Genomic DNA, 21272 nt, shown 5'->3' with positions numbered 1-21272 from the left:
CGCGCTACAAGCAGTTTGGGACTAAATAAAGCCCTATTTTCGGATTTGCCAAATCTTCCAAATATAAAACCAATTTTTCCATTAAGCCAAATCCCCAAATTGCTTGTAGCGTGTGTTACCAGTAGTTTATATTATTCATATTCGGGTACTAATAATACTAAAAAATCAATAACGAGTGATACAATTTCTCCATCTTTATCAATTCCCCAATATGAAGGATACATTCCGTCTCCGTAACCTGAATGAAACATAGTTATATTTAATTCCGAGTTGGGAAGTTGAAAGTTTATCCAATCTCCAGAATCCGTTGAGTCATTTTGATCTTTTGCATTTTTCTTAAATTCTTCTGCAAAAAAGTCGTCATAAATATTCCCTTCGGGATTTGCTTTCATAAAGTCCGATTCAAACTTTTGATATACTTTACCCGATTGAAAGTCATAAAAGCCACCTAATCCAGCGTCAACAGGGAATCCGAAATAATCGGCTTCGTCTGTCAATTCGTTAATATCATCTTCTGCTCTCAAAGCCATAACCCATTTTACGGCTTTTTTGTTGCTAAATTCAAGTTTTGCGACAGCATATCTATCTCCAGATTCTTTTGTTTTTGCTACATAAATTTTGACGGGATATTTACCCGGCGTAACTGTTCTTGTCAGAGGTGTTGTTTCGGAATAAACCAAGGGATCACAAACCACTATTTGTCCGCTCGGAACATTTAGCATTCCAATTTCAAGTACCTCAATTGGTGTTTCTTCAACTTCTTTATTGTCAAAAATCAAATTATAATCAGCATGAGAAAGCACTTCGGTTTTCTTTTCATTTTTTTTCTTAAACAGTCCAAACATTTCTTTTTCTTTTTGTGATTCAGTTTTTTTGTCCAATAAGTTACAGGACAAAAGGTTTAGAATTATTCCGAATATTAATAGTTTTCTCAATGTCTCTTTAAATTACTGGTAACTTGTATATATGCGAAACAAACTTCGTGTATACACCCAAATTAAGATGAATTAACGAAGGTTTATTTAGTTTTATCGCTTTTCAAATATATAACTTTTATTACATTATTGTAATTTAATGGAGGTAATTTCATTAAATTTAGTACTAAAATGGGAAAGTTTTCTTGATTCATTTTACACTAGCGGTTGAGTGATTTTAGTTTTATTTATCTGTTTTGTTATTTGTTTTAAAATGGTGTATTTCATCCTTTTTAGCTTTATAAACGACTATTTTAATCTAGCATGTCATTCCTTTTATTTGTTCGTATTGAGTATGATAGTTTAGTGATAGTTCGAAAAAAAATATTCGTGGAATGATTTTCGTAGCGGGAAGTCAAACATTTTCTTTTACCACTGCTTAATGAAAATGTTTAGATGTAATTGTGATGTATTCTTACTCATTTTCGTTCTGTTTAAACAGCACTTTACTGGGATATTTCTCTGCATACGCAAGAATTAAATCGACACTGTATTGGTTGCTTTTATAGGGAGTGACATGATCTTTTATCTCAGAGGGATCCGTAAATCCTATATCCGAAGCGATGTATCCCATCCCATAGAAGTGCCCTTTTTCAACCCAAATGCAACTGCGTTCTTCAGCAGATCTGCCTTTGTCTATGATGGCAAAGCTGGGTCTGTTTTTTACTAAAAAATCAATAGCGTTTTCGACTTGTTCGTTGTGTAGTTCCACTTCGGGTAAATCGGTTCGGTCTGGTTTTGGAGTAAATTCTCCGTGGTCGTCCATGCCGTAATTACAAAATCGATTATCAATGCCAAATTGTTTGGCTAGTCCTTGCAATACATTAATGCCTTTGTACAAACTATTAAAAAACTCTATACTCGCCTGAAATTTGCCTAATTTGCCAATGGCTAGATACCGATAGCCACTACGCGCTTCATACTCATACAATCCATATTTAGAATCAAAACGTTTGAGTGCTCTGTTGTAGGCGGGCCACAACTTCTTGATTTCATTACATTCGAGCAATAGTGCCATCAATTCTGTGGCACAAACTTCAAAGGAAATGGCGTGTATGTCCCTCAAGAAATTTTGTCTTTGTGGCGTGATATTATGGCCACTGAAATGCGAGGCTACCCTTTTTTTTAAATTGATTGCCTTACCTACGTAAATCACTTTTCTTGTCTGATCGTAAAAATAATAGACTCCTGCTTTATCGGGTAACTGCTCAAAGTCAGCAGGTGGTAAGTTTGGAGGTAAACGCTGATCTTGAGAAGTCTTTTTTATCATTTTTTCGATTACCCCTTCCACATCCCATTCCAGCAAGCGGGAAAATAAAATTGCGGTAGCATCTGCATCACCACCAGCTCGGTGCTGGTTGGTCAAAGGTATGTCTAACGAATTGCAAAGTCTGCCTAAACTGTATGAAGCCAGTCCCGACTTAATCTTTCTGGCTGCTCGAACGGTGCATAATTTTGGCGCAGTCCATTTGAAACCGCTTGCTTCGAGTTGGTGGCGGACAAAAGAGTAATCAAAGTTTACATTATGGGCCACGAAAACGCGTCCGGAAAGCATTTCTAAAACCTTTTCAGAAATATCATCAAAAATAGGTGCGTCCCGAACCATTTCATTGTTAATGCCGGTTAGTGAAAAAATGGCTAGTGGAATTTCTTTTTCTGGATTGACAAGCGTTTCCCAACGGTCGATGATACTAGTTCCGTTATGGATGATAATAGCAATTTCTGTAATGCGGCTGCCACTGGCATTCCCGCCTGTGGTTTCTATATCTACTATGGCGTATTCCTGATTTTTCATGTGCTTTTTATAATTACTCTTCTTTGTGTTAGTACAAAAGAAGCAAAAAGTATTCCCGAGTTTATATTGTCTTTTTTGGGTATTGGTGAATCTTCGACTTCATGGCTGGCAAATCAAAAGCCTGAAAGTTTTTTAATATTGTTTATTACTCCTTGACCATCTTTATTCTTGGTAAATTGATTTCGTGTTCTTGCGGATATGGAGCTCGTTCGGTGGTACTAATATCACCTCTCAACTGTTCTGTTGCCTTAAATTGAAGTGTTTTTGAATTGGCATATCGTGGATCAGGCTTAAAAGGCATTTTGGCCATTTTTGAAACAGTAATGGTTGGAAAATGATAATCTACCTCAACCGTGCCCAAAAGCAAGTAGCATCCGCCGCCTTTGAACGAATAGTTGATAAGGCTTTTAGGAAAATGTGCTGTGTCAAAATAATCGCCATTTGCATCTATCCAAGTGCCAAAAAACATCATTCCCATTTTTGTAGGGACTTGTTTTATAGATACTAAGTAAGCAATCAATTTTACTTCTTTCTTTAGGTAATTAATGAGGTTATTGGCTAAAATACCACTCTTGAATTTAGTTTCTAATAAATCAAATGGTGAACACGAAACAGGAAAACTCAACAATTCAATTTCATCAAAAGCATCTTCTAAAATGGAACGTTCTATAATTGGAAACTTGTATTCCTTAGTGGGTTCTTCAATAAGCAATGGAGTATTTACCTCCAATTTATGATGTATCAAGAGCATTCGTGCCTCGATAATTAATTGACTTTTTGTTTTGCCAATACACCTAAAGGCTCCAATAAATATTAATGTTTGGATACTTTCTAATCCTGATGGGACCTTGGTGATGAAATTTTCAATCGATTTGAATGCTCCATTTTTTTCTCGTTCAGCAACAATATTGAAAATATACTCGCTGTTTAGATTCTTTAAAAGCATAAAACCCAAATACACATCTGTTCCATCAACGGTAGTTTGATAAACGCTTTTGTTGATACACGGATTGTGTATCGTTGCGCCACTCATTTTAGCTTCGTGAATGTAAATTTCGGGTCTGTAGAAACCACCACCATTGTTGATAGCCGCTACCATAAACTCAATACCGTAGTAGGTTTTTAAATATAAGCTTTGGTAACTTTCTACGGCATAACTTGCCGAATGCGCTTTACAAAAAGAATATCCAGCAAAGCTTTCTATTTGTCTGTATACCTCTTCACTCAGTTTTTCTGGATGCCCTTTGGCTTTGCAAGAAACAAAAAATTGATTTTTTACGGATTGTAATTCTGCTAACGAACGTCCTTTTCCGCTGATGGCTCTTCTGAGGATATCGCCATAGGCTGCAGTCAACCCACCATAATGCAACGCAATTTTAATTACATCTTCTTGATAGACCATAACTCCATAAGTTTCGCCCAACTGTTCTTTGAAAACCTCATGAAAATATTCAAATTTATCTGGATTATTGTGCCGGAATATATATTCTCGCATCATTCCACTTTGAGCCACTCCAGGACGAATGATACTTGATGCGGCCACTAGTGTTTTGTAATTGTCGCATTTTAAACGTCGTAACAAACCTCGCATAGCAGGACTTTCTATATAAAAGCACCCTAAAGTTTTACCAATACTGAGCAACTCATTGCATTTGGCTTCGTTTTTAGACAATGAAGTATCTGTGATATCCACTTTAATTCCTCTGTTTTTTTCAATAATTTTAACGGCTTCATCAATGGTACCCAAACCACGCTGACTCAGAATATCGAATTTTTCAAAGCCTATATCTTCGGCCACATGCATATCAAATTGCACAATTGGAAAGCCTTTTGGTGGCATTTCTAGTGCAGTAAAATTGGTAATTGGTTCTTCCGAAATGATGATGCCGCAGGAGTGCATGCTTCTTTGATTGGGATATTTCTCTAGCATCATTCCGTATTCTTCGACATATTTTACCACCGAATTACTCTCTCTTTGTCGTCCTTTGGCTTTTGATAAACCATCCAATTCGTCTTTAGACAATCCAAAAACTTTACCCACTTCCCTAAAAATAGATCGGTATTTGAATTCTACATTTGTACCGCAAAAGGCAACGTGATTTGGATCAAAACGCTTAAAAATATATTCTAAAATAAAATCACGTTCACGCCAAGACCAATCGATATCAAAATCTGGTGGCGATTTTCGGTTTTCGTTTAGGAATCGTTCAAAATACAAATCGAGTTCAATTGGACAGATGTCTGTAATACCAAGACAATAACTCACGATACTATTGGCACCACTACCACGCCCCACGTGCATAAAACCTTGACTTTTGCTGTATTGAATAATGTCCCAAGTGATTAGAAAATAACCACTAAAGTTTAAATCGTTTATTACTTTTAGTTCTTTTATTACGCGGGCTTGCGCTTCTTTGTTCGAGTTCCCATAGCGTTTTAGTAAACCACTTTTGGCTAAGTTTTCTAATAATAAACGGTCGCCTTCTTTGCTTTTGGTATAGAATTTTTTGTTTCGAGGCGTTTTAAATTCAAATTCAAAATTGCATTCTTCAATAAGGAATTCGGTATTTTTTATAATTTCTGGATACTCACTGTACTTTTTAAGCAACTCTTCGGGACTTGTCAGTATTTCAGAAGTTTTGCAAATGTCCTCTTCGGTTAATTTTGACAATAAGGTGTTGTTGTCTATGGCACGCAGAATTCTATGTAAGTTAAATTCCTTTTTGGATCTAAAAGTAACGGGTTGTAGGATTACCGCTTTTTGAATGATCGGCTTCCATTCGGTTTTGAATAATTTTAGCACTTCTTCTGGACGAATGCCAATGTATTCAAAATTTCGCAACTCGTTAGGCATATTAGCTGTTGGATAGATCACAAATACATTTTCAAATGCTGGCGCGACCCCTGGCAAGTGGGTTTTGGATAGATTATGATGGGTTAGCAAACGACACATTTCGCCAATGCCTTTTTGGTTTTTGGCTAAGCCAATAAAAAGCAATCTGTTGTTCTGTCTGAACTCAACACCCACGATAGGTTTTATGCCAACTTCTTTGCATTGTTTTGTAAAATCGTAAATGCCAGTTACCGTATTAATATCGGTCAATGCAACTGAGGTAAGGCCCGAAATTTTAGCTTGTTGAACAAGTTCGTTCAACGGAATTGTTCCGTAACGCAAACTATGATAAGAATGGCAATTGAGATACATTGTGATGGTAATTGAAAATTAACGATTTTTGATTTTATAGTTTTTTGCGTTAGGGATGGAAGCGGCATCCTTTTGTGCAGCGCTAGCGGAACAAAAGATATAGCGTACAGCCCGACCCGCCTTTTTCGGCGGGAAACGCCCAACTAACCCTGAACGTACAACCTGACGAAGTAAATTGTTTTTACTTTGTTTTTTGTTTTATAATGGTGCCTGAACATCGTGAAACCGCATCAAAACCAAACCTATTTTTAATTTTGTCAATGGCTTGGTAGAGCGATAGCAATTCTGTTGTGTCTTCAAACATATTGATTTGATAGGTACCACGAACCAATCCTGTGAACCGAATCCCCACCAACCGCAAGCGCATTCTTCTGGTGTACACTTTCTCAAAAAGGTCTATTGCTGTTTTAGTTAAAATATGATCGAAAGAAGTGTAGGGAATTTTAATTTGTTTGGTCTCAGTATCAAAATTATTGTACCGTATTTTAAGTACTACTGTTGATGCTAAAAATCCTTCTGAACGCAATTGATAGGACAGTTTTTCGACCATTCCTGTGATTAGGGATTTAATGTTGTAAACGTCAATGGTATCGGTTTCAAAAGTATGTTCGGTTGAAATGGATTTTCTTTCGGTGTACGGTTCTACCGGATTGTTGTCTATTCCGTTTGCTTTTTTCCAGATTTCCACTCCATTTTTACCAATCATTTGTTGTAAAACTTCGACAGGCATTTCGGATAGTGTTTGAATGTTTCTAATGCCAATTCTGGATAGTAATTGAAAAGTAACGTCGCCCAACATTGGAATTTTTTGAATAGGCAATGGATTTAAAAAAGGTTTTACATTAGCACCAATAATTTCTATTTTGCCTAAAGGTTTTGCTTCGCCAGTGCCAATTTTAGAAACTGTTTTGTTTACTGAAAGGGCAAAACTTATTGGTAAACCACTTTCTTTTAGAATTTTACTGGATAGTTCTGTGGTCCATTTATAGCAACCAAAAAACTTATCCATACCGGTTAGGTCTAAATAAAACTCATCGATGCTTGCTTTTTCAACAATTGGCGCTACTTCTTTTAAAATAGAGGTTACTTCGTGTGATTTATTAGAATAGTACTCCATATCTCCTTTGATAACCGAAGCTTGTGGACAAAGGCGTAAAGCATATTTTATTGGCATTGCTGAACGGACTCCAAATTTTCTAGCCTCGTAGGAGCACGAAGCCACAACACCACGATCAGAACTACCACCAACAATTAGTGGCAATCCTATTAATTGTGGATTTACTAATCTTTCGCAGGAAACAAAGAAGGTATCTAAGTCCATATGTACGATTGCTCTATTCATCATCATTTCTATTTTTATACATTACAAAATTAGTCTAGATACTAACAAAATTTAGTATATTTGTTGTTACAAATTATAACAAAATAGCTATGTCTTTATTTTCTGATAATATTAGGAATCTTAGGGTACAACATAAAATTTCGCAAGAAAAGCTGGCTGAATCCTTAGGGATCACTAGGGGCCGATACGTGAAGTATGAAGATGGAACCTCTGAAGCTCCGTATGAAATATTGAAGAAAATCGCGTATTATTATCACATCAGTATTGACCTGTTGCTCTCTGTAGATGTGCGTAAAATACCAATAGACGATTTGTTACAATTGGAAAATAACCGATTGGTGTTGCCCATTACGGTAGATAACAAGGGAGAAAACTTTATAGAAGTTGTCACGCAAAAAGTAAAAGCAGGGTATTTGAATGGATATGCTGATCCAGAATATATTGAAAGTCTGCAGCAAATAACCTTACCTTTTTTAGGAACAGGAAAGCACAGGGGTTTTCCGGTAGAAGGTGATTCGATGCCACCTCATGCAGATGGTTCTATCATCGTTGGCCGTTATGTAGAAAATTTAGGAGATGTTAATGATGGTAAAACCTATGTACTGATCACCAAAAATGAAGGCATGGTGTACAAGCGATTGAATAAAAACAAAAAGAATGCACTTGTTGTTTCATCAGACAACAGCTTTTATCCTCCTTATGAAGTCAAGGTTTCTTCTATCCTAGAGATATGGGAATACGTTTGCAATATTGGACTCACAGATGAAAAACAAGAATTAACGGAATCTGCCAGTATAAAGGACCTGTTTTTAGAATTGAAAAGAGATATTCATGATTTGAAAAATAAGCATTAGTTGTGACTGAAAGCTATTCTTAATTAATGAATAAAGGAGTCCATACCAGTTGAGGTAGCGGATATGACTTTTAATCAGTTATTAATTCTGACGTGCATAGTGATTTTTCTACCGTATTATTTTGGGATATTTTTTGGATGTCTATTTGAATGTCAATGTCATTTTTAAAAATTACATTCAATAATTCAATAATTTCCTCCGAAGTACAATCGTTAGAATATCCTTTAAACTGAATTAGCTTATCTTTTGTTTGATGCATTTTGAAACCAGCCAAAGGCAGCCGAGACAAACCATTAGAAATATCGATATTGTTTATTTTCACGTTTGATTTTGTATAAAAAACAACTGGATTTCTGGCTTCTAAGTCAATTAGATACGGGACCCCATTTTCTATTTTTAATCGGCAAAAATCGCCCGTTCTATAGCGTATTAATGGTAAAAAAGGATTGTTCCCTCCTGTAATCACTAATTCACCTCTTTCACCATTAGAAAGTTTAACATCTTCATGTTCCTCAAAAATTTCTAAATATAAATCGGGTCGGATTGCTTTATGCCCCATTTCTGTAGCGTATGCTATATTTCTGCATTCGGTCATCGAATACAGATCAATCACAGGGCATTTAAAATAATTTTCTAATTTATTTTTTGTGCCTTTTGTCAACTTCATTGCGGAAGATACTAGCGCCTTTGGACTCAATTGCGGCTTTAAATCCAACAATGCCATAAATGCTATTGGATCCCCAGTAAGAATTTGTGGATTGTATTTTTCCAGATATTTTTTAGCATCATCAGGATGGTTCCACTCTGATGGATTGAGGTTTATTTTTAAAATTCCAGCTCCCTCTAAATACGTTGATAAAGAGGCATACGTCAATGTTTTTTCTTGGGCACAGATCAAGGCGATGGCTGTTGTATTTTTGCTCTCGCTTATAGAAACATTAAAATCTTTTAGCACGGATTCTATTTGGGGCAACCAACTAGCTTGAGTAACAGCATCAAAGAGAACATCTAACTTCGGGCCCGTAGAACCCGAAGTATAGTACACTAATAATTCCTCTAAGTTAGCCTCATTCGATACAAATAAATGAGGATACTTTCTGATATCTTCTCTAGAAATGGTTGGGGAAGCATTTAAGTCCTCATCTCTATTTTGGTAAAACGGTACTGTTGTATGGCACCATTTTAAATAGTCATTTAGCCAAACTGGAGTTTGCCCTTCGTTCCAAAATATCTTTTCATCACAGTATTTCTTTTTGTAAGACTTAACTTTTGAAAGTTGCACTACATCTAAACGATCACCACTTTTAAAATTAAATTTTGGCGCAAGCGCATCTTGCTTAAGTGTATTTAAAAAACTTAAATCCTCAAGCAGCGGAAAACGTTCCGCGTCTGTTAATGCTATTTGCGGATCACTACTCTCGTCCATAGGTATTTGCTGCTTCTCTAGCTTTTTTCTCAGCCATCTCTTTTTTAATTCTCATAATTCTTTCATGAGCTTCGTAGGATTGTTTTAAAACTTTCTGCCGATCTGCACTGCTCAAAGAGGATAATTTATCTGCAGCTTCATCCTGATTTTCGCCTTCTGGAATAATTTCACAACAATGTAATAATAAGCGAACCATTTCCTCTGCACGTTCCTCATCACTAATCCATTCCTTAAATTTCACATATATCGAGGCTTCACTTAATTCTTCAAACCAAAAATCATATAATTTATCTACTATTAAAGCACTCTTTATAAAATTAGGATGACTCAGTAACCAAATCGAAATATGAATTGCCCGCCAATGGTTATCCTCTATGTACGCTAAATCAAAATTACTCGGTATTTTAAATTCTTTTTTTAAAAAATCGTTACAAATCAATCTATACGTATCACTAATTAAAGCTACCGAATTTAGACCCTCATTTTCAAGACTTGAAGAAGGTTTTAAAAAGATATCTGGACATTTCCTTAAATGAGTTACCAACTCAAAAACATCGTATTTAGACATAGGCATAATTTTGTTGTGAAAATTCAAATGCAAACTTTAAAAGTTCCGTTTCATTTGTAACGTAGTATACTTTCCAGCCCATTTTTTCTAATCGAATTACAAAATCTTTGTTGTAATCTGGATGAGAATGTAAGACCATAGTGCCATGGCCACCTGCATTTTTTAATGCCAATTCAGCCAATTCCCAATGTGTTTGTTTGGTTTGCGTATCAGAATCCAACATACTAAATATATCGTTGTCCGTAACGATTACAATATGCGATTTTTTAGTTGCTTCTTGTTCAAATGGTTTTCGCAATCGTTCTATTCCGTAGGCATAGCCTGTACCTAAATAAGAGGTTAAGGTTGTTAGTAGATCTGTTTCGTCTGTAATAAAACCATCTGTTTCCAAATAGTCGCCGGGCTCACCAGAAAGACATCCCATGACGGATGCTCCAGCACGCAAAGCAGATAATCCAATGATGGTGGCTGCCAAGACAGGCCATGAAAAATTTTGCTTTGGATTCATCATCGACCCCGAACAATCTATTCCAATGTAAACGTTTAAAGGACTTTCTGCAATGGCGTTGTCAGCATCTGAGCCGTAGGTTCTCTTTTGAGTGGTTAATCCCGGAATAAGTGCGGGGGATAAAATGGCAGATTGCAACCAATCTACTTCTTCAATGGCGTCGCCAATGTCCCAAGTTTCCAATCCTTCGGGTAAATCTAGGGACACATTTTCAGAAATTTCCACAGGAAAATCTATTAAATGAGGCAAAGCAATTTCTTTATAATAGGCGTTGATTAAACTCTGTTCGTCCGCTTTTGGGTTGACTTGTTTCATCAAATCAATATAATTCCCCGGACCCATATATCCGTTCCTAGGTCCTTGACCACCCAATTCATTTTTTTCTGAACCTAAACTGTCACTTTTAATACCTTCGCCTTCTTGAAGTCCCAAGGCTTCTTTTCGCATATCGATTACCTCATCGTAGCCTTCTAGATCCAGTTCGGTCATACCAGAAATATCCATAGCACCCGCACCTGCATCTTCAGCATCCAACAGTATTAAAATCTTTTTTCGAGCCTCTTGAAAGGTTTTGTCATCCATCAAATAAGGGTATACCATCACGGCAAAGCGACCACCACCGTGAATCCAATTCTTTGCGTAACTCCTGATCAGAGAGGCTAATAATGAAGCGTCCGCATCTATTTTTTTACTATGAAATGATAAATTAGTCGCTAATTCGCCCCGATTTAAACGCCATAAATATTCATAAGTTCGCATCATCAGTGTCCAAAACTCAGAAAAATTATCCTCTGAATTAATCGCTTGATACACTTTTGACATTCTTAATTTATTGATGCGTTGTAATTTATCATTGATTAAAAAATCCGCATATAAATTAGATATCATCGGGGCTCTATCCTCTATACCTGGCAATGCAAAACGAATCCTATTCAGTAAAATAGCATTATCGTATAAATTTGCAGGAGTAAAAATATGATGCCCTATTTCGTGTGCCAATACTTCAATAGCATAATCTGTAATACCGCGTTCTACAACTTCTTCTATATTAATCACAATGCGATGATCTGTTAATCGAATCATTGCAAAACTGCCTGTAAGCCCCTCTCTTTTGGCCTCTTGATGGGATAAACACCAAATCGGTTCTTGCAAACGCAACAAAGGATTCCACTCCAACTTTGCTTGTTGCCAATGTGATTTCCACAAGGCTACTGTTTGTTCTATTTCGGTTAGATTAAGCATTTCCAAGACTGTATACGTATAAAAAATAAGAATTTTGCAACGTAAAAAACAGAGTGTCTTTTGTTGCTACGACAGATGAAATAGTACTTGTATCCATTTCTGCATTGACTTTTTCAATCCATTTTTCAGAGGTATCCAATTGCTTGGCCTTTGATACAATATAGGCTGCATCAACAGCATTGGCAGGAAGTAAGACCTTGCCAAATTGATCTGCAAAAAGCGCGTAACTACTTTTTGAATCGGAAACAAATACATGTTCTCCTATTTGTGCCAACTTTGGCGGATGTTCAAAATAACCCGTTACACCCACAAAACCACCCTGTACTCCTTCAAACTTGTTATTTCTATTGGACCATGGATTTTCAAATAAATCATAGGCAGTTTTATCTGAACCTAAGTTTTGTAAAATGGTACGTTGAAGGATTTCAGAAAGGGCCGCATAATCTGCTTTTAAGCGAGTTCTTATATGTGCCAAACCACATTTCCACGCATAAATACGTCCTATAATTTTAAAATCTTCTATGGTTTTGATTTCAATAGCACTGCATTCAATAAGTTTGCACCAATAGCTTGTTTTTTCTGGAGCATAACTATGCAAATTTAAAAGTACATCATTCAACAATAAAATGGTTTTTATTGGAAATTTAACTACTAAATTCGGCATTTTTGCCATTAGTAACCAAGCCGCTTTGTATTCATCTTCATAACGGATTGCCAAACCACTTCCAATTAATTTCAATGTTTGCAGATACAGCGCTTTTACTATTTCATGTACTTTTTCTGAGGCCGAATTTAGAGCAATAGTTGCTTCTACAATAGGTTCCACAACTTCAACGATCCAATTGGCTAACGTTTGAGAAGGGATAGTCCCGTATTTCATTTCGCTCTCCTTGTACCATTGATTGTATAACGCACTATTATCACTTAATTCTGCAATAAGTTGAGGAAGACTTATTTTTTCCATTGCAGCCATCTTTTGTAATTGGTATACCGTTGGTGTAGGTACTTTAATTTTAAAATATCATCTGCTCTGTAGCCGTACAACTTTTTCTCCTCAGACCATTTCTGTAGTTGTTTCTCAATATTTAGTAGTCGGTTATCAATTTCTTTAGATGATATATTTTCAAGTCCTTTTTTAAATTCCGCTTCAAAAGTATCTACAGGATCATTACGATCTAAATCTTGACTCACATACTCATCGCACGATAAATCAAATAAGTTTCGCAACCATACAATTCGATCCACTCTGTATACCTCATTCCCCACTTGGTCAAAAAATGGTGATTCTAGATGTGGCGTTAAAGTATCGTGTAAAACAAAGGGCAGCACCTGCCTGATATCTTCTAACTCTACTTTTTTATTCCCTCTGAAATACGCCAATGCTTTAGAAAACATCAATAAAGTCATGATTTTTCTAACCGACAAACCGTTTTTCGCCTGAGAGCCTAAATCTTTTATTGGATCTTTTCCTGTTTCTTTTCTAAAAAGCGAACGCATATCCATTCCGGATAATTTTGCGGTGTCTTTGGTCATGTATTCCAATCGATTGGATGCAGGCTCAAAAAATTCAAACTGGCGACAAAAAAACTCGATTCGTTTGCGTAATTGAGGCTCTATTTTTACACCTCTAATCTGTTTGTTAATGGTGTTCAGCTCCTCTTCGGTAAAAATAATTTCTTCAGGAATTATAGCTTCTGGTTTGAAATTGAGTTCAATACGTTGTAATAAATCGTCAATGAACCGCGTATTAAAATGCATCGCTCTAATAACGATATCAATCCTGTCTTTTAAGGCTTCAATAACTTGGTAGGTTCCACCACCTGCGTCATCATTTGCGGTGAGATACCAAGCCCCATCTGGGCATTCATAAATCTGATCGAAGATCTCAGCATAATTATCTGCCAACACGGTTAATAAGGCCGATTGCGTTCTAGTTGGAATTCGATTGTATTCATCAATAATTTTTACCCGCATGCTTAACCATTTTCGCCATGCAATTCTAATGTCCGATGTTTTTTCGGCCTTCACCATATCCGAAGGTAATGGATGTCCTAATAAATCTGAAATTGTCATTTGAGGTTGCCCGTGTTGTATGGCACGCAATACGTCTTTATTATCGTAACCGGCTAACAATCCCATCAAAACCGAAGTAGCTGTTTTTCCACGACCAGGACCGCCCACTATGAGACATTTTCCTCTTGCTGCTAAGTTCAGTAAAGGCATTAATACAAAACTAGAATAGCTTTGATCAGTGGGAAGATAAACTGGAACTTTACTGTCTCCAAATAAAAACTTTTTAGGATCACCCTCATTGAATTCGATATCATAATACGGACTGATAATGGCGGTGTTCGTGATCCAAAAATACGCTTGACGTAATTTTTCATCTAGTGCTATTGAATTATCAGACTCATTTTGCGGAGTATCACTTGAATACAAATCTTCTATCTGGAATTTGTGTATATCCTTGTCCTCTTGCGGATTCGTTGGTGATTCTGGGACTTTCTTAAAAAATCCCATCGTTCTATTTAATAAATCAGACATAGTTCTATTTTGTTCTAAGTTACTTAAAATTTACTATATTCTTTAGCAGACAATACATTTGACACTTGTTCTATTCTTTCCTCAACAGTGCCTTTGAGCACGTAATACTTAAGATTTCTAGTGTGTAAATCTTCGATGATTTTTTGTTGAAATGTTTTTCTTTTTACATCACCAGATCTATCCCAAGTATCGTCATAAGGAATATCCGTATCACACACAAATATAATATCGTGTCTGCTTTCGGCTAGTTTTGCTAAATTTTCTAATTCTTCAAGGGCACTCCCATGGTAATCTATCGAAAATAAGTAGGTAGTAATAGCATTGGTATCAGAAAACAAAAAGCGATTTGATTGTAATAGCAAAGCATCTTCTCTCTCCAAATGAATTTCTGCAATTTTCAACAGATCTTCTAAGGTTAGTCTTTTATTTACTTGATGATTCTCCCAATATTCTCTTCCGTATTCTGGCATCCACTGGGTATTAAAATGAAGTGCTAACTTTTCTGCCAAAGTTGTTTTTCCTGTTGACGGAGCACCAAGTAATACTACTTTCGTAATCAAATCTTTATAAACAATAAGATCCAAAAATTCTTTGTTTTTAAATAGATCTTTTCTGATTTCCGTTGCAGATATAGGAACACTAATTCGACTTACATCCACCTGTCTATTTATGGCCTTCAAGGATTTACTTATGTGCTCCCCATAAGGCTCACTGGAGTAAAAATGAGAGATGTTGCGATTGCCTAGAATAGATGAAACATAGTCTTCTTGAATTTTCATGATTTCAGGCGTATACCCACTATCATTAGGCGAATTTACACCTTCAATAACCGTTATATTTGGATATATTTTACGTATCCAAGAAGCTCTAGTTGTTAAAGGGATATTTAATATGGGATCATCATAAATAAGCACGATTAATTCATCCACCTCTTTTATCGCGGTTTCAATTACAAATTGATGACCTTTATGAAAAGGAGCATACTTACCCAATGTCAATCCAATTTTATGTTCGTTTCTCATGTGCAAATTCTTCATTATAAGCTTTTTTCCATTCCCAGTAACCCATGATGGCCATAATCAAAAAAAGTACATACAGCACTGCTGTAAAGTACAAACCTTTATAACTATATATGGTGATGCCAACCACATCGACTACTATCCAAAAGATCCAAGACGCTACTACTTTTTTTATCATCAAATATTGAGCAACCAAGCTTGCAACCATTATAAAAGCATCCTCATAAGGATAGGATGCGTCGGTTTTTGTTTGCATAGTGTAGCCTAAAAGCACGGAAGCTAGAATTGTTAAGCCAATCCAAAAAATTGCGTTTGTCAGCAATGTTACGCGTAATTCACTCTTGTTGGAACCTCCATATTTCCAATTGTACCAACCAAATCCTTGCAGAAATATATAAATAACATGCAATATCATATCTGAATATAATTTTGCTGTGTAGAAGACAAAGCAATACAGAATCACCTGAATTAAACCAAAATACCAGCAGATGATATTTTGCTTGATTGTAAAATAAACTGCCAAAAAACCGAAAACGGCACCAAAAATTTCTAAAGTTGTATCCATAATATATAATGCTAAAGATATAATAATGTGGGAAACTATTACAAGATGACGTATAACATTTGAAAAAATTGTCCTATTTCATTTATGAACTCATTTACAATTAGTAGCTCGAATGAACTTGCTAAAAAAAGGGATGTAAAAAATTCTACCTTGTTTAGTTACTCTTTGACTTGCTTTCTGTAGATGTGCGTAAAATTCCAATAGACGATTTGTTGCAATTTGGAAAATAGCCCATTGGTGTTACCCATTACGGTCAATAACAAGGGAGAAAACTTTATCGAAGTTGCCACTCAAAAAGTAAAAGCAGGATATTTAAATGGATTTGCTGATCCAGAATATATTGAAAGTCTGCAACAAATATTTTTGCCGTTTTTAGGAACAAGAAAGCACAAGGGTTTTCCGGTGGAAGGTGATTCTATGCCACCCCATGCAGATGGTTCCATCATCGTTGGGCGTTATGTAGAAAAGTTAGGAGATGTTAATGATGGTAAAACCTACATACTGATCACCAAAAATGAAGGCATGGTGTACAAGCGATTGAATAAAAACAAAAAGAATGCACTTGTTGTTTCATCAGACAACAGCTTTTATCCTCCTTATGAAGTCAAGGTTTCTTCTATCCTCCTTATGAAGTCAAGGTTTCTTCTATCCTGGAGATATGGGAATAAGTGTGTAATATTGGACTCAGAGATGACAAACAGGAATTAACGGAATCTGCCAGTATAAAGGACCTGTTTTTAGAGTTGAAAAGAGATATTCATGATTTGAAAAATAAGCAGTAGACATTGGCTTTTTTTAAGAAAGGAATATCGGCGTAGGGATATTTAGGAGCGTTGAGAATTAAATGAAATCATTCTTTCATGAAAGAGAGTCCATTGTTGCAGATGGTTAATTTTATTTATACTTCTTGCTCATTAGTATCCGTTTAAAATAAAAAAGAAACAAATATTAGTAAAATTGGCAAGACATATATTAAGCCAAATATTTTTAAAAAGTCTGAGCGTTTCTGTTCTTTTGCAATTATTATTTTGATAATAAGAATTAAGGAATAAATAGCGATAATAAAAAATGTTATCATAATTAAACCGCCATTCGCTGCTCCGCACGAATTAGGATAATTAGAAGAGCCTGATTTAAACCAATTGATAGCAAAGATTATCCAAAATATGTAAAGAATGAGAAAGAAAGTAGAAATTTTGTGTCTATTAAATAATTTCATTTAGGTTTTAAAATATTTTAATTACATATTCACTTATTATATTCGAGTTTTTTCAGTTTTAGAAACTCCCAAAAAATCGGGTTTTCTTTAATTTTAGGTAGCTTAACGATAACTCATGAATCACCGCAAAAAGGTTTGAAAATATGACTAAGTTTAAATGCAAATTCAAAGTTTTAATTGGTTTTTAATTTTTAAAATTAGTTTTTTTCTTTATTGTAACTTGCTCTTTACTAACTCTAAAAGTAGTTTGTTGATAGCTAATTGTTATATGATTTTTAGCAAATACTTTTTAAGATTAAAAGCTGATATTAATTTTCCGTGCCATAACGTTTAACTTATCCTCCAATTATAACATTAAATGCTCCAACTAGAATTGATCCACCATGAGCGGTTTTGTCTCCCATCCTTGCTGCAGCTAAACCGCCTATCATAACTGTTTTAGATCCAGTTGTAATAGTATCTGGAGGTCCTACACATACTAGCATATCCCCAACTCTTGCGGCTGGTAATCCTTCAATTATAACGGTAGGTTCTCCAGGACCAACAATTGGTCCTCCTACGTGAGGAATCGGTTGTACTGCTGGGGTAACCATAGGACATTCATGGAAGTCAGTAAGTCGTGCTGCTGCTGGCATACTTTCAGATTATTTAGTTTATTATTACCATTGCGCCTTTCAGCGTTAATTGTCCTGGGCTAGATACCTCAGCACTAACTGCGCCTTGTGCTTTATATTGTATAGTTGCTGATTCTTTGATGTTCAATCCGTCTATCTCGACATCGCCATATCTTGACTCAATGTTGATTCCTGATTTTCCTTTAATAGTAACTCCCTCCTGTGCCGAAATAGTAATGTTTTTTTGGCTTGATATATCTATACCATTACTATTCATTACAATACTATTTTGATTTTCGTCCCTAATAGTGATTTGCTTGTCTTGGTCACTGACAATAATGGTGTTTTTCATAGGTGTGCTAACGGTCCATACTTTATTTTCATCATCAAATGCTACGGAAATTCCAGACCTGGAAACAATAGCTTTTATCGAATTATTTTCACTAGGAACCAAACCGGAATAAGGTTCTATCTTCTTTCCGCTATATAAACTTCCCAAAATTATGGGATAGCGAGGATCTTCATTCAAAAACCCCAGAATAACTTCGTCTCCCACCTCGGGAAGAAAAAAAACTCCAGCTCCCCTAGTGGAATAAAAATTAGAAAGTCTCGCCCATATACCATTTCCATTTTTATCAAATAATGGTATATCTACTAAAATTCGATATTGAGAATCAGGATCTTCAAAACATTTTTTCACGGTTCCATTGAAAAGTCCTCTTGCCGCAGGAATAAGGCCAGATGCTGGTGGTGCTATAACATCAGTTTCTTCGGCAAACCAATTAGGCGAAAGCCCCAAACTGACTTCTGTAACCCAATTTCCTTCTGACAAATCATGAACTACACCACCAATAAGATAATCACCATTGAATCGATCTCCAAGACCTGCAAATGTGACGTATTTTCCGGGATCAATTACATGTGTACCCTGAATTTTTGCAGCACCTATTATTTTTGAATATTCACTTTTAATGATTTGGGCTTTTGACCAATTGTTTAAATCGGCTCTTTCCAAGGGTGCAGTGGTCTGCTGCTGAGAGGATGAGAGTCCAATAACTTCCGATAATTTTTGTGTAGATAAATTTCCGGCTCCCAAAATATTAGGAACTGCTTCACTGTTTATGACAGCTTGATTTTTATAATCCCAGCTGTTTGAAGTAACACTGCCTAATTGTGCAATAGAATTTAATTTGGCATTAAATTCCATTAGATTATCTCCGTAAGTTACAGTAAGTACCGATGTAGTGTTTATATCTGGAGCACTTATTGAAATTTTCCCATTAATCGCCGTTACAATAAGTCCATTAGTTTCGGCAAGTGTCATAATATAATCCCAATCAGTTACATAATATTGTACTTGTTCAGGCCATACTGTAGTTGTGACCTCAATATCCGAAGTTAATCCTAGATAACTTTCTATTATCGATGTAATGATTTCACTGTCTTTTTTATTGGAGTACGTTCGACTTTTTCGTCCTACAATCATACTTATTGAGCGGTCACGACATTCAATTTCTAAAACTGATCCTATCGCACCGTCAATCCTTAGAGACTGACTTGTAATGATGCCTTCAAAAATAACTTCGTTTTTGGTATCATAACCTGCTTCTATACTGACAAAGGCACCTGGAACAAAAGTAGAAGACGAACTTACTTCAAAACTCCCAGTATTAGGCTCTCCATCCAAAATCAAGATTCTGGCAATTGGAATTCGGTTTACGCTTTTATCGATATGTACTGACAATACATTCAGTTCATTGGGTATTACAGTACCATTGACCTTTATTGTAAATGTAGCAACACCGCTAGTGCTATTTGTATCTGATGTACTCATTATCTAACTTTATTTATTATTTTAAAGGTAAAGGTTTTTAGATCAAGGTTTCAAAAAAATATTATTTTAATAGCCAGTCAAAGTCTTTTATTTATTTTATTATCCTTCGATGTAACATCCCTTTGGCTCTGACTTTTTAAACGTATTAAGAATACTGTTTTAAGCTAAATGAAAATAAATGTTAAAGATAGGGTTATACTAAAAAAGCAATTACGGTGCAGAGTTCATTGAAAGTTAAGTTTTTTATACATTTCCGTTAATAATAAATTCAAATATTTTTTTTGTTGTTAAGTTGATTTTTATTCCCCAATGCTTTCTACAACAATCAAACCATTGCTCACTCTCTGTTTGAAACCCAAAATTAGGTAAATAAAAAAAATAGAATTTTTAATACAGTATTATAATTATACGGAAATAATTTCCTTTATTTTTATGCCTAACAATGGTTAGCATTTTTCTTGTTTTGTCTATATTAATTTTTGAATATATTTTTGTTAGCTTGAGTGCTATTTTTTACTTGAGGATCATTTTTTGTCTTGCATTACATTTTCTATGGGAACTTAGAGGAAGACATGTTTGAAATATCTGGACTTATTTTTAAATTAAAAAGGCACTCAATTTTAACGAGTGCCTCTGTGAACATTAAAATTCAATTTAATCAGGATTAAATTAAATTTTATCAATCTTGTATTGATTGAAAACTTGTTTCCATTTTTTTGGAACGTCTACATTAATTAATAAGGTTTCTTCATTGGCTACTTTTTGACCTTCATTTTTATTGAATGATAAAAAATTGAAGCTGCCATGAATGTAATATTCATTGTCTTTTATCACTAACTTTTTATGAGAACCAACCATATTTTTATTTCCTGTACTTTCAAAATGTGTTGGTAAATGAATCAATTTAAAGTTCCTATAGTTTTGAACCAAACGCTCCATTTCTCTTATTGCTTTTAAATCATGCTCATCGTTTCCTTCAATACCATAAAGTACCATAACATTCACCTTTCTTTTTAATGCTGCCTCTAGTTCTGGTATATAATTTAAAGCTGCTTTTTTTATCCAAGGACTTTCTATTAGGAGTTTTTCTTTTGAATTCTGAATTGCTTCAATGAATTTTGCTTTGGTCTCCCAAATTGATAAAGTTTCTATTTGAGCTTTATTTTCCAGTGTTGGGATTTTCTCAAATACAATATCATTATTTTTAATGTCTAACTCAATATTTGCAACAATAGCTCGCTCTGAATCAGTAAAATTATAAATGATATTTGGATATTCTTGTGAAAGAATTTTAGTTAAACGTTTATTCAATGAATATTCCTTGTTTCTATTTCTAATTTCGATTCTTGGTTCTAATTCATTTTCTTTTTCTCTTGTTGGAATGTATTCAATTAAAAAGTAATCGTTAAAAACTTCTTTATCAAACTTGATTTCATTTTCATCGTAATCTACCAAAAATGCTTTTCCTGCTTTAATCTTTTTATAGATATCACCCAATTGTTCACTCTTCCCTTTTAATAATTCTGGGCTTTTATTTTTAAATTTAATTTTGGGTTGTATTTT

15 protein-coding genes and 1 pseudogene are annotated in these 21272 nt (G+C 35.1%); 2 read left to right on the top strand and 14 right to left on the bottom strand.

Annotated elements, in window-relative coordinates:
* Window positions 1-131 precede the first annotated feature (131 nt).
* From DNC80_RS11130 to dinB, 4 genes are all read right to left on the bottom strand, one after another.
* Window positions 132-845, bottom strand: coding sequence for a DUF4241 domain-containing protein (locus DNC80_RS11130; protein WP_182651286.1), 714 nt, complete (start codon window positions 843-845; stop codon window positions 132-134).
* Window positions 846-1389: 544 nt separating this feature from the next.
* Entirely contained in the window at window positions 1390-2769 is a 1380-nt protein-coding gene (locus DNC80_RS11125) for an exonuclease domain-containing protein (RefSeq protein WP_182651285.1), read from the bottom strand.
* 145 nt (window positions 2770-2914) lie between these two features.
* Window positions 2915-5974, bottom strand: coding sequence for a DNA polymerase III subunit alpha (locus DNC80_RS11120; RefSeq protein WP_182651284.1), 3060 nt, complete (start codon window positions 5972-5974; stop codon window positions 2915-2917).
* Window positions 5975-6155: 181 nt separating this feature from the next.
* Window positions 6156-7316, bottom strand: a complete 1161-nt coding sequence (dinB, locus tag DNC80_RS11115) for a DNA polymerase IV (protein ID WP_182651288.1) — start codon at window positions 7314-7316, stop codon at window positions 6156-6158.
* A gap of 89 nt (window positions 7317-7405) precedes the next feature.
* Between dinB and DNC80_RS11110 the strand changes: the two genes are divergently transcribed.
* Window positions 7406-8170 carry a LexA family transcriptional regulator gene (locus DNC80_RS11110; protein WP_182651283.1) on the top strand — a complete coding sequence of 255 codons (765 nt, stop codon included), beginning with the start codon at window positions 7406-7408 and terminating at the stop codon, window positions 8168-8170.
* A gap of 70 nt (window positions 8171-8240) precedes the next feature.
* Here DNC80_RS11110 and DNC80_RS11105 read toward each other — a convergent pair whose 3' ends face one another.
* From DNC80_RS11105 to pnuC, 7 genes are read right to left on the bottom strand one after another with little or no spacing between them, the layout of a single operon-like run.
* Entirely contained in the window at window positions 8241-9596 is a 1356-nt protein-coding gene (locus DNC80_RS11105; RefSeq protein WP_182651282.1) for an AMP-binding protein, read from the bottom strand.
* Entirely contained in the window at window positions 9583-10164 is a 582-nt protein-coding gene (locus tag DNC80_RS11100; protein WP_182651281.1) for a hypothetical protein, read from the bottom strand. The genes DNC80_RS11105 and DNC80_RS11100 overlap by 14 nt, the downstream gene beginning before the upstream one ends.
* The gene (locus tag DNC80_RS11095) at window positions 10157-11914 is read right to left on the bottom strand and encodes a hypothetical protein (RefSeq protein ID WP_182651280.1); all 1758 of its coding nucleotides are present in this window, start codon (window positions 11912-11914) and stop codon (window positions 10157-10159) included. Before DNC80_RS11095 ends, DNC80_RS11100 begins: the two co-directional genes overlap by 8 nt.
* On the bottom strand, window positions 11907-12878 hold the full coding sequence (locus DNC80_RS11090) for a hypothetical protein (RefSeq protein WP_182651279.1): 972 nt from the start codon (window positions 12876-12878) through the stop codon (window positions 11907-11909). The genes DNC80_RS11095 and DNC80_RS11090 overlap by 8 nt, the downstream gene beginning before the upstream one ends.
* Window positions 12866-14458: an AAA family ATPase gene (locus DNC80_RS11085; protein ID WP_220485236.1), complete on the bottom strand. Its 1593-nt coding sequence runs from the start codon at window positions 14456-14458 to the stop codon at window positions 12866-12868. Before DNC80_RS11085 ends, DNC80_RS11090 begins: the two co-directional genes overlap by 13 nt.
* 23 nt (window positions 14459-14481) lie before the next feature.
* Window positions 14482-15480 (bottom strand): AAA family ATPase, encoded by a 999-nt coding sequence (locus tag DNC80_RS11080; RefSeq protein WP_182651278.1) that lies wholly within the window; start codon window positions 15478-15480, stop codon window positions 14482-14484.
* A complete protein-coding gene (pnuC, locus tag DNC80_RS11075) occupies window positions 15464-16042 on the bottom strand; it encodes a nicotinamide riboside transporter PnuC (RefSeq protein WP_182651277.1) in 579 nt (192 codons plus the stop codon). Before pnuC ends, DNC80_RS11080 begins: the two co-directional genes overlap by 17 nt.
* 237 nt (window positions 16043-16279) lie before the next feature.
* On the opposite strand from pnuC, the gene DNC80_RS11070 reads away from it, so the two are divergent.
* On the top strand, window positions 16280-16750 hold the full coding sequence (locus tag DNC80_RS11070; protein ID WP_370628743.1) for a helix-turn-helix transcriptional regulator: 471 nt from the start codon (window positions 16280-16282) through the stop codon (window positions 16748-16750).
* An 846-nt stretch (window positions 16751-17596) separates the two neighbouring features.
* Here DNC80_RS11070 and DNC80_RS11065 read toward each other — a convergent pair.
* The 3 genes and pseudogenes from DNC80_RS11065 to DNC80_RS11055 form a co-directional block, all read right to left on the bottom strand.
* Entirely contained in the window at window positions 17597-17896 is a 300-nt protein-coding gene (locus DNC80_RS11065; RefSeq protein WP_182651276.1) for a PAAR domain-containing protein, read from the bottom strand.
* Window positions 17897-17909: 13 nt separating this feature from the next.
* Window positions 17910-19709 carry a type VI secretion system tip protein VgrG gene (vgrG, locus tag DNC80_RS11060; RefSeq protein WP_182651275.1) on the bottom strand — a complete coding sequence of 600 codons (1800 nt, stop codon included), beginning with the start codon at window positions 19707-19709 and terminating at the stop codon, window positions 17910-17912.
* Between the two features lie 669 nt (window positions 19710-20378).
* Window positions 20379-21272, bottom strand: a pseudogene (locus tag DNC80_RS11055) (hypothetical protein); the annotation flags it as partial.

The sequence above is a fragment of the Flavobacterium sp. SOK18b genome (genome assembly GCF_014156605.1).
Lineage (GTDB): Bacteria > Bacteroidota > Bacteroidia > Flavobacteriales > Flavobacteriaceae > Flavobacterium > Flavobacterium tiangeerense.
The sequence above is the reverse complement of the archived record's forward strand: the minus strand, read 5'-3'. Positions and strand labels throughout refer to the sequence as shown.

What these genes read in the sequence shown, in the direction of transcription:
- DNC80_RS11080 (WP_182651278.1), bottom strand. Translation starts at nt 15,480, where the DNA reads ATGAGAAACGAACATAAAATTGGATTGACATTGGGTAAGTATGCTCCT.
- DNC80_RS11110 (WP_182651283.1), top strand. Translation starts at nt 7,406, where the DNA reads ATGTCTTTATTTTCTGATAATATTAGGAATCTTAGGGTACAACATAAA.
- DNC80_RS11065 (WP_182651276.1), bottom strand. Translation starts at nt 17,896, where the DNA reads ATGCCAGCAGCAGCACGACTTACTGACTTCCATGAATGTCCTATGGTT.
- DNC80_RS11100 (WP_182651281.1), bottom strand. Translation starts at nt 10,164, where the DNA reads ATGTCTAAATACGATGTTTTTGAGTTGGTAACTCATTTAAGGAAATGT.
- DNC80_RS11120 (WP_182651284.1), bottom strand. Translation starts at nt 5,974, where the DNA reads ATGTATCTCAATTGCCATTCTTATCATAGTTTGCGTTACGGAACAATT.
- DNC80_RS11085 (WP_220485236.1), bottom strand. Translation starts at nt 14,458, where the DNA reads ATGTCTGATTTATTAAATAGAACGATGGGATTTTTTAAGAAAGTCCCA.
- DNC80_RS11105 (WP_182651282.1), bottom strand. Translation starts at nt 9,596, where the DNA reads ATGGACGAGAGTAGTGATCCGCAAATAGCATTAACAGACGCGGAACGT.
- DNC80_RS11130 (WP_182651286.1), bottom strand. Translation starts at nt 845, where the DNA reads ATGTTTGGACTGTTTAAGAAAAAAAATGAAAAGAAAACCGAAGTGCTT.
- DNC80_RS11125 (WP_182651285.1), bottom strand. Translation starts at nt 2,769, where the DNA reads ATGAAAAATCAGGAATACGCCATAGTAGATATAGAAACCACAGGCGGG.
- pnuC (WP_182651277.1), bottom strand. Translation starts at nt 16,042, where the DNA reads ATGGATACAACTTTAGAAATTTTTGGTGCCGTTTTCGGTTTTTTGGCA.
- dinB (WP_182651288.1), bottom strand. Translation starts at nt 7,316, where the DNA reads ATGAATAGAGCAATCGTACATATGGACTTAGATACCTTCTTTGTTTCC.
- DNC80_RS11090 (WP_182651279.1), bottom strand. Translation starts at nt 12,878, where the DNA reads ATGGAAAAAATAAGTCTTCCTCAACTTATTGCAGAATTAAGTGATAAT.
- DNC80_RS11095 (WP_182651280.1), bottom strand. Translation starts at nt 11,914, where the DNA reads ATGCTTAATCTAACCGAAATAGAACAAACAGTAGCCTTGTGGAAATCA.
- vgrG (WP_182651275.1), bottom strand. Translation starts at nt 19,709, where the DNA reads ATGAGTACATCAGATACAAATAGCACTAGCGGTGTTGCTACATTTACA.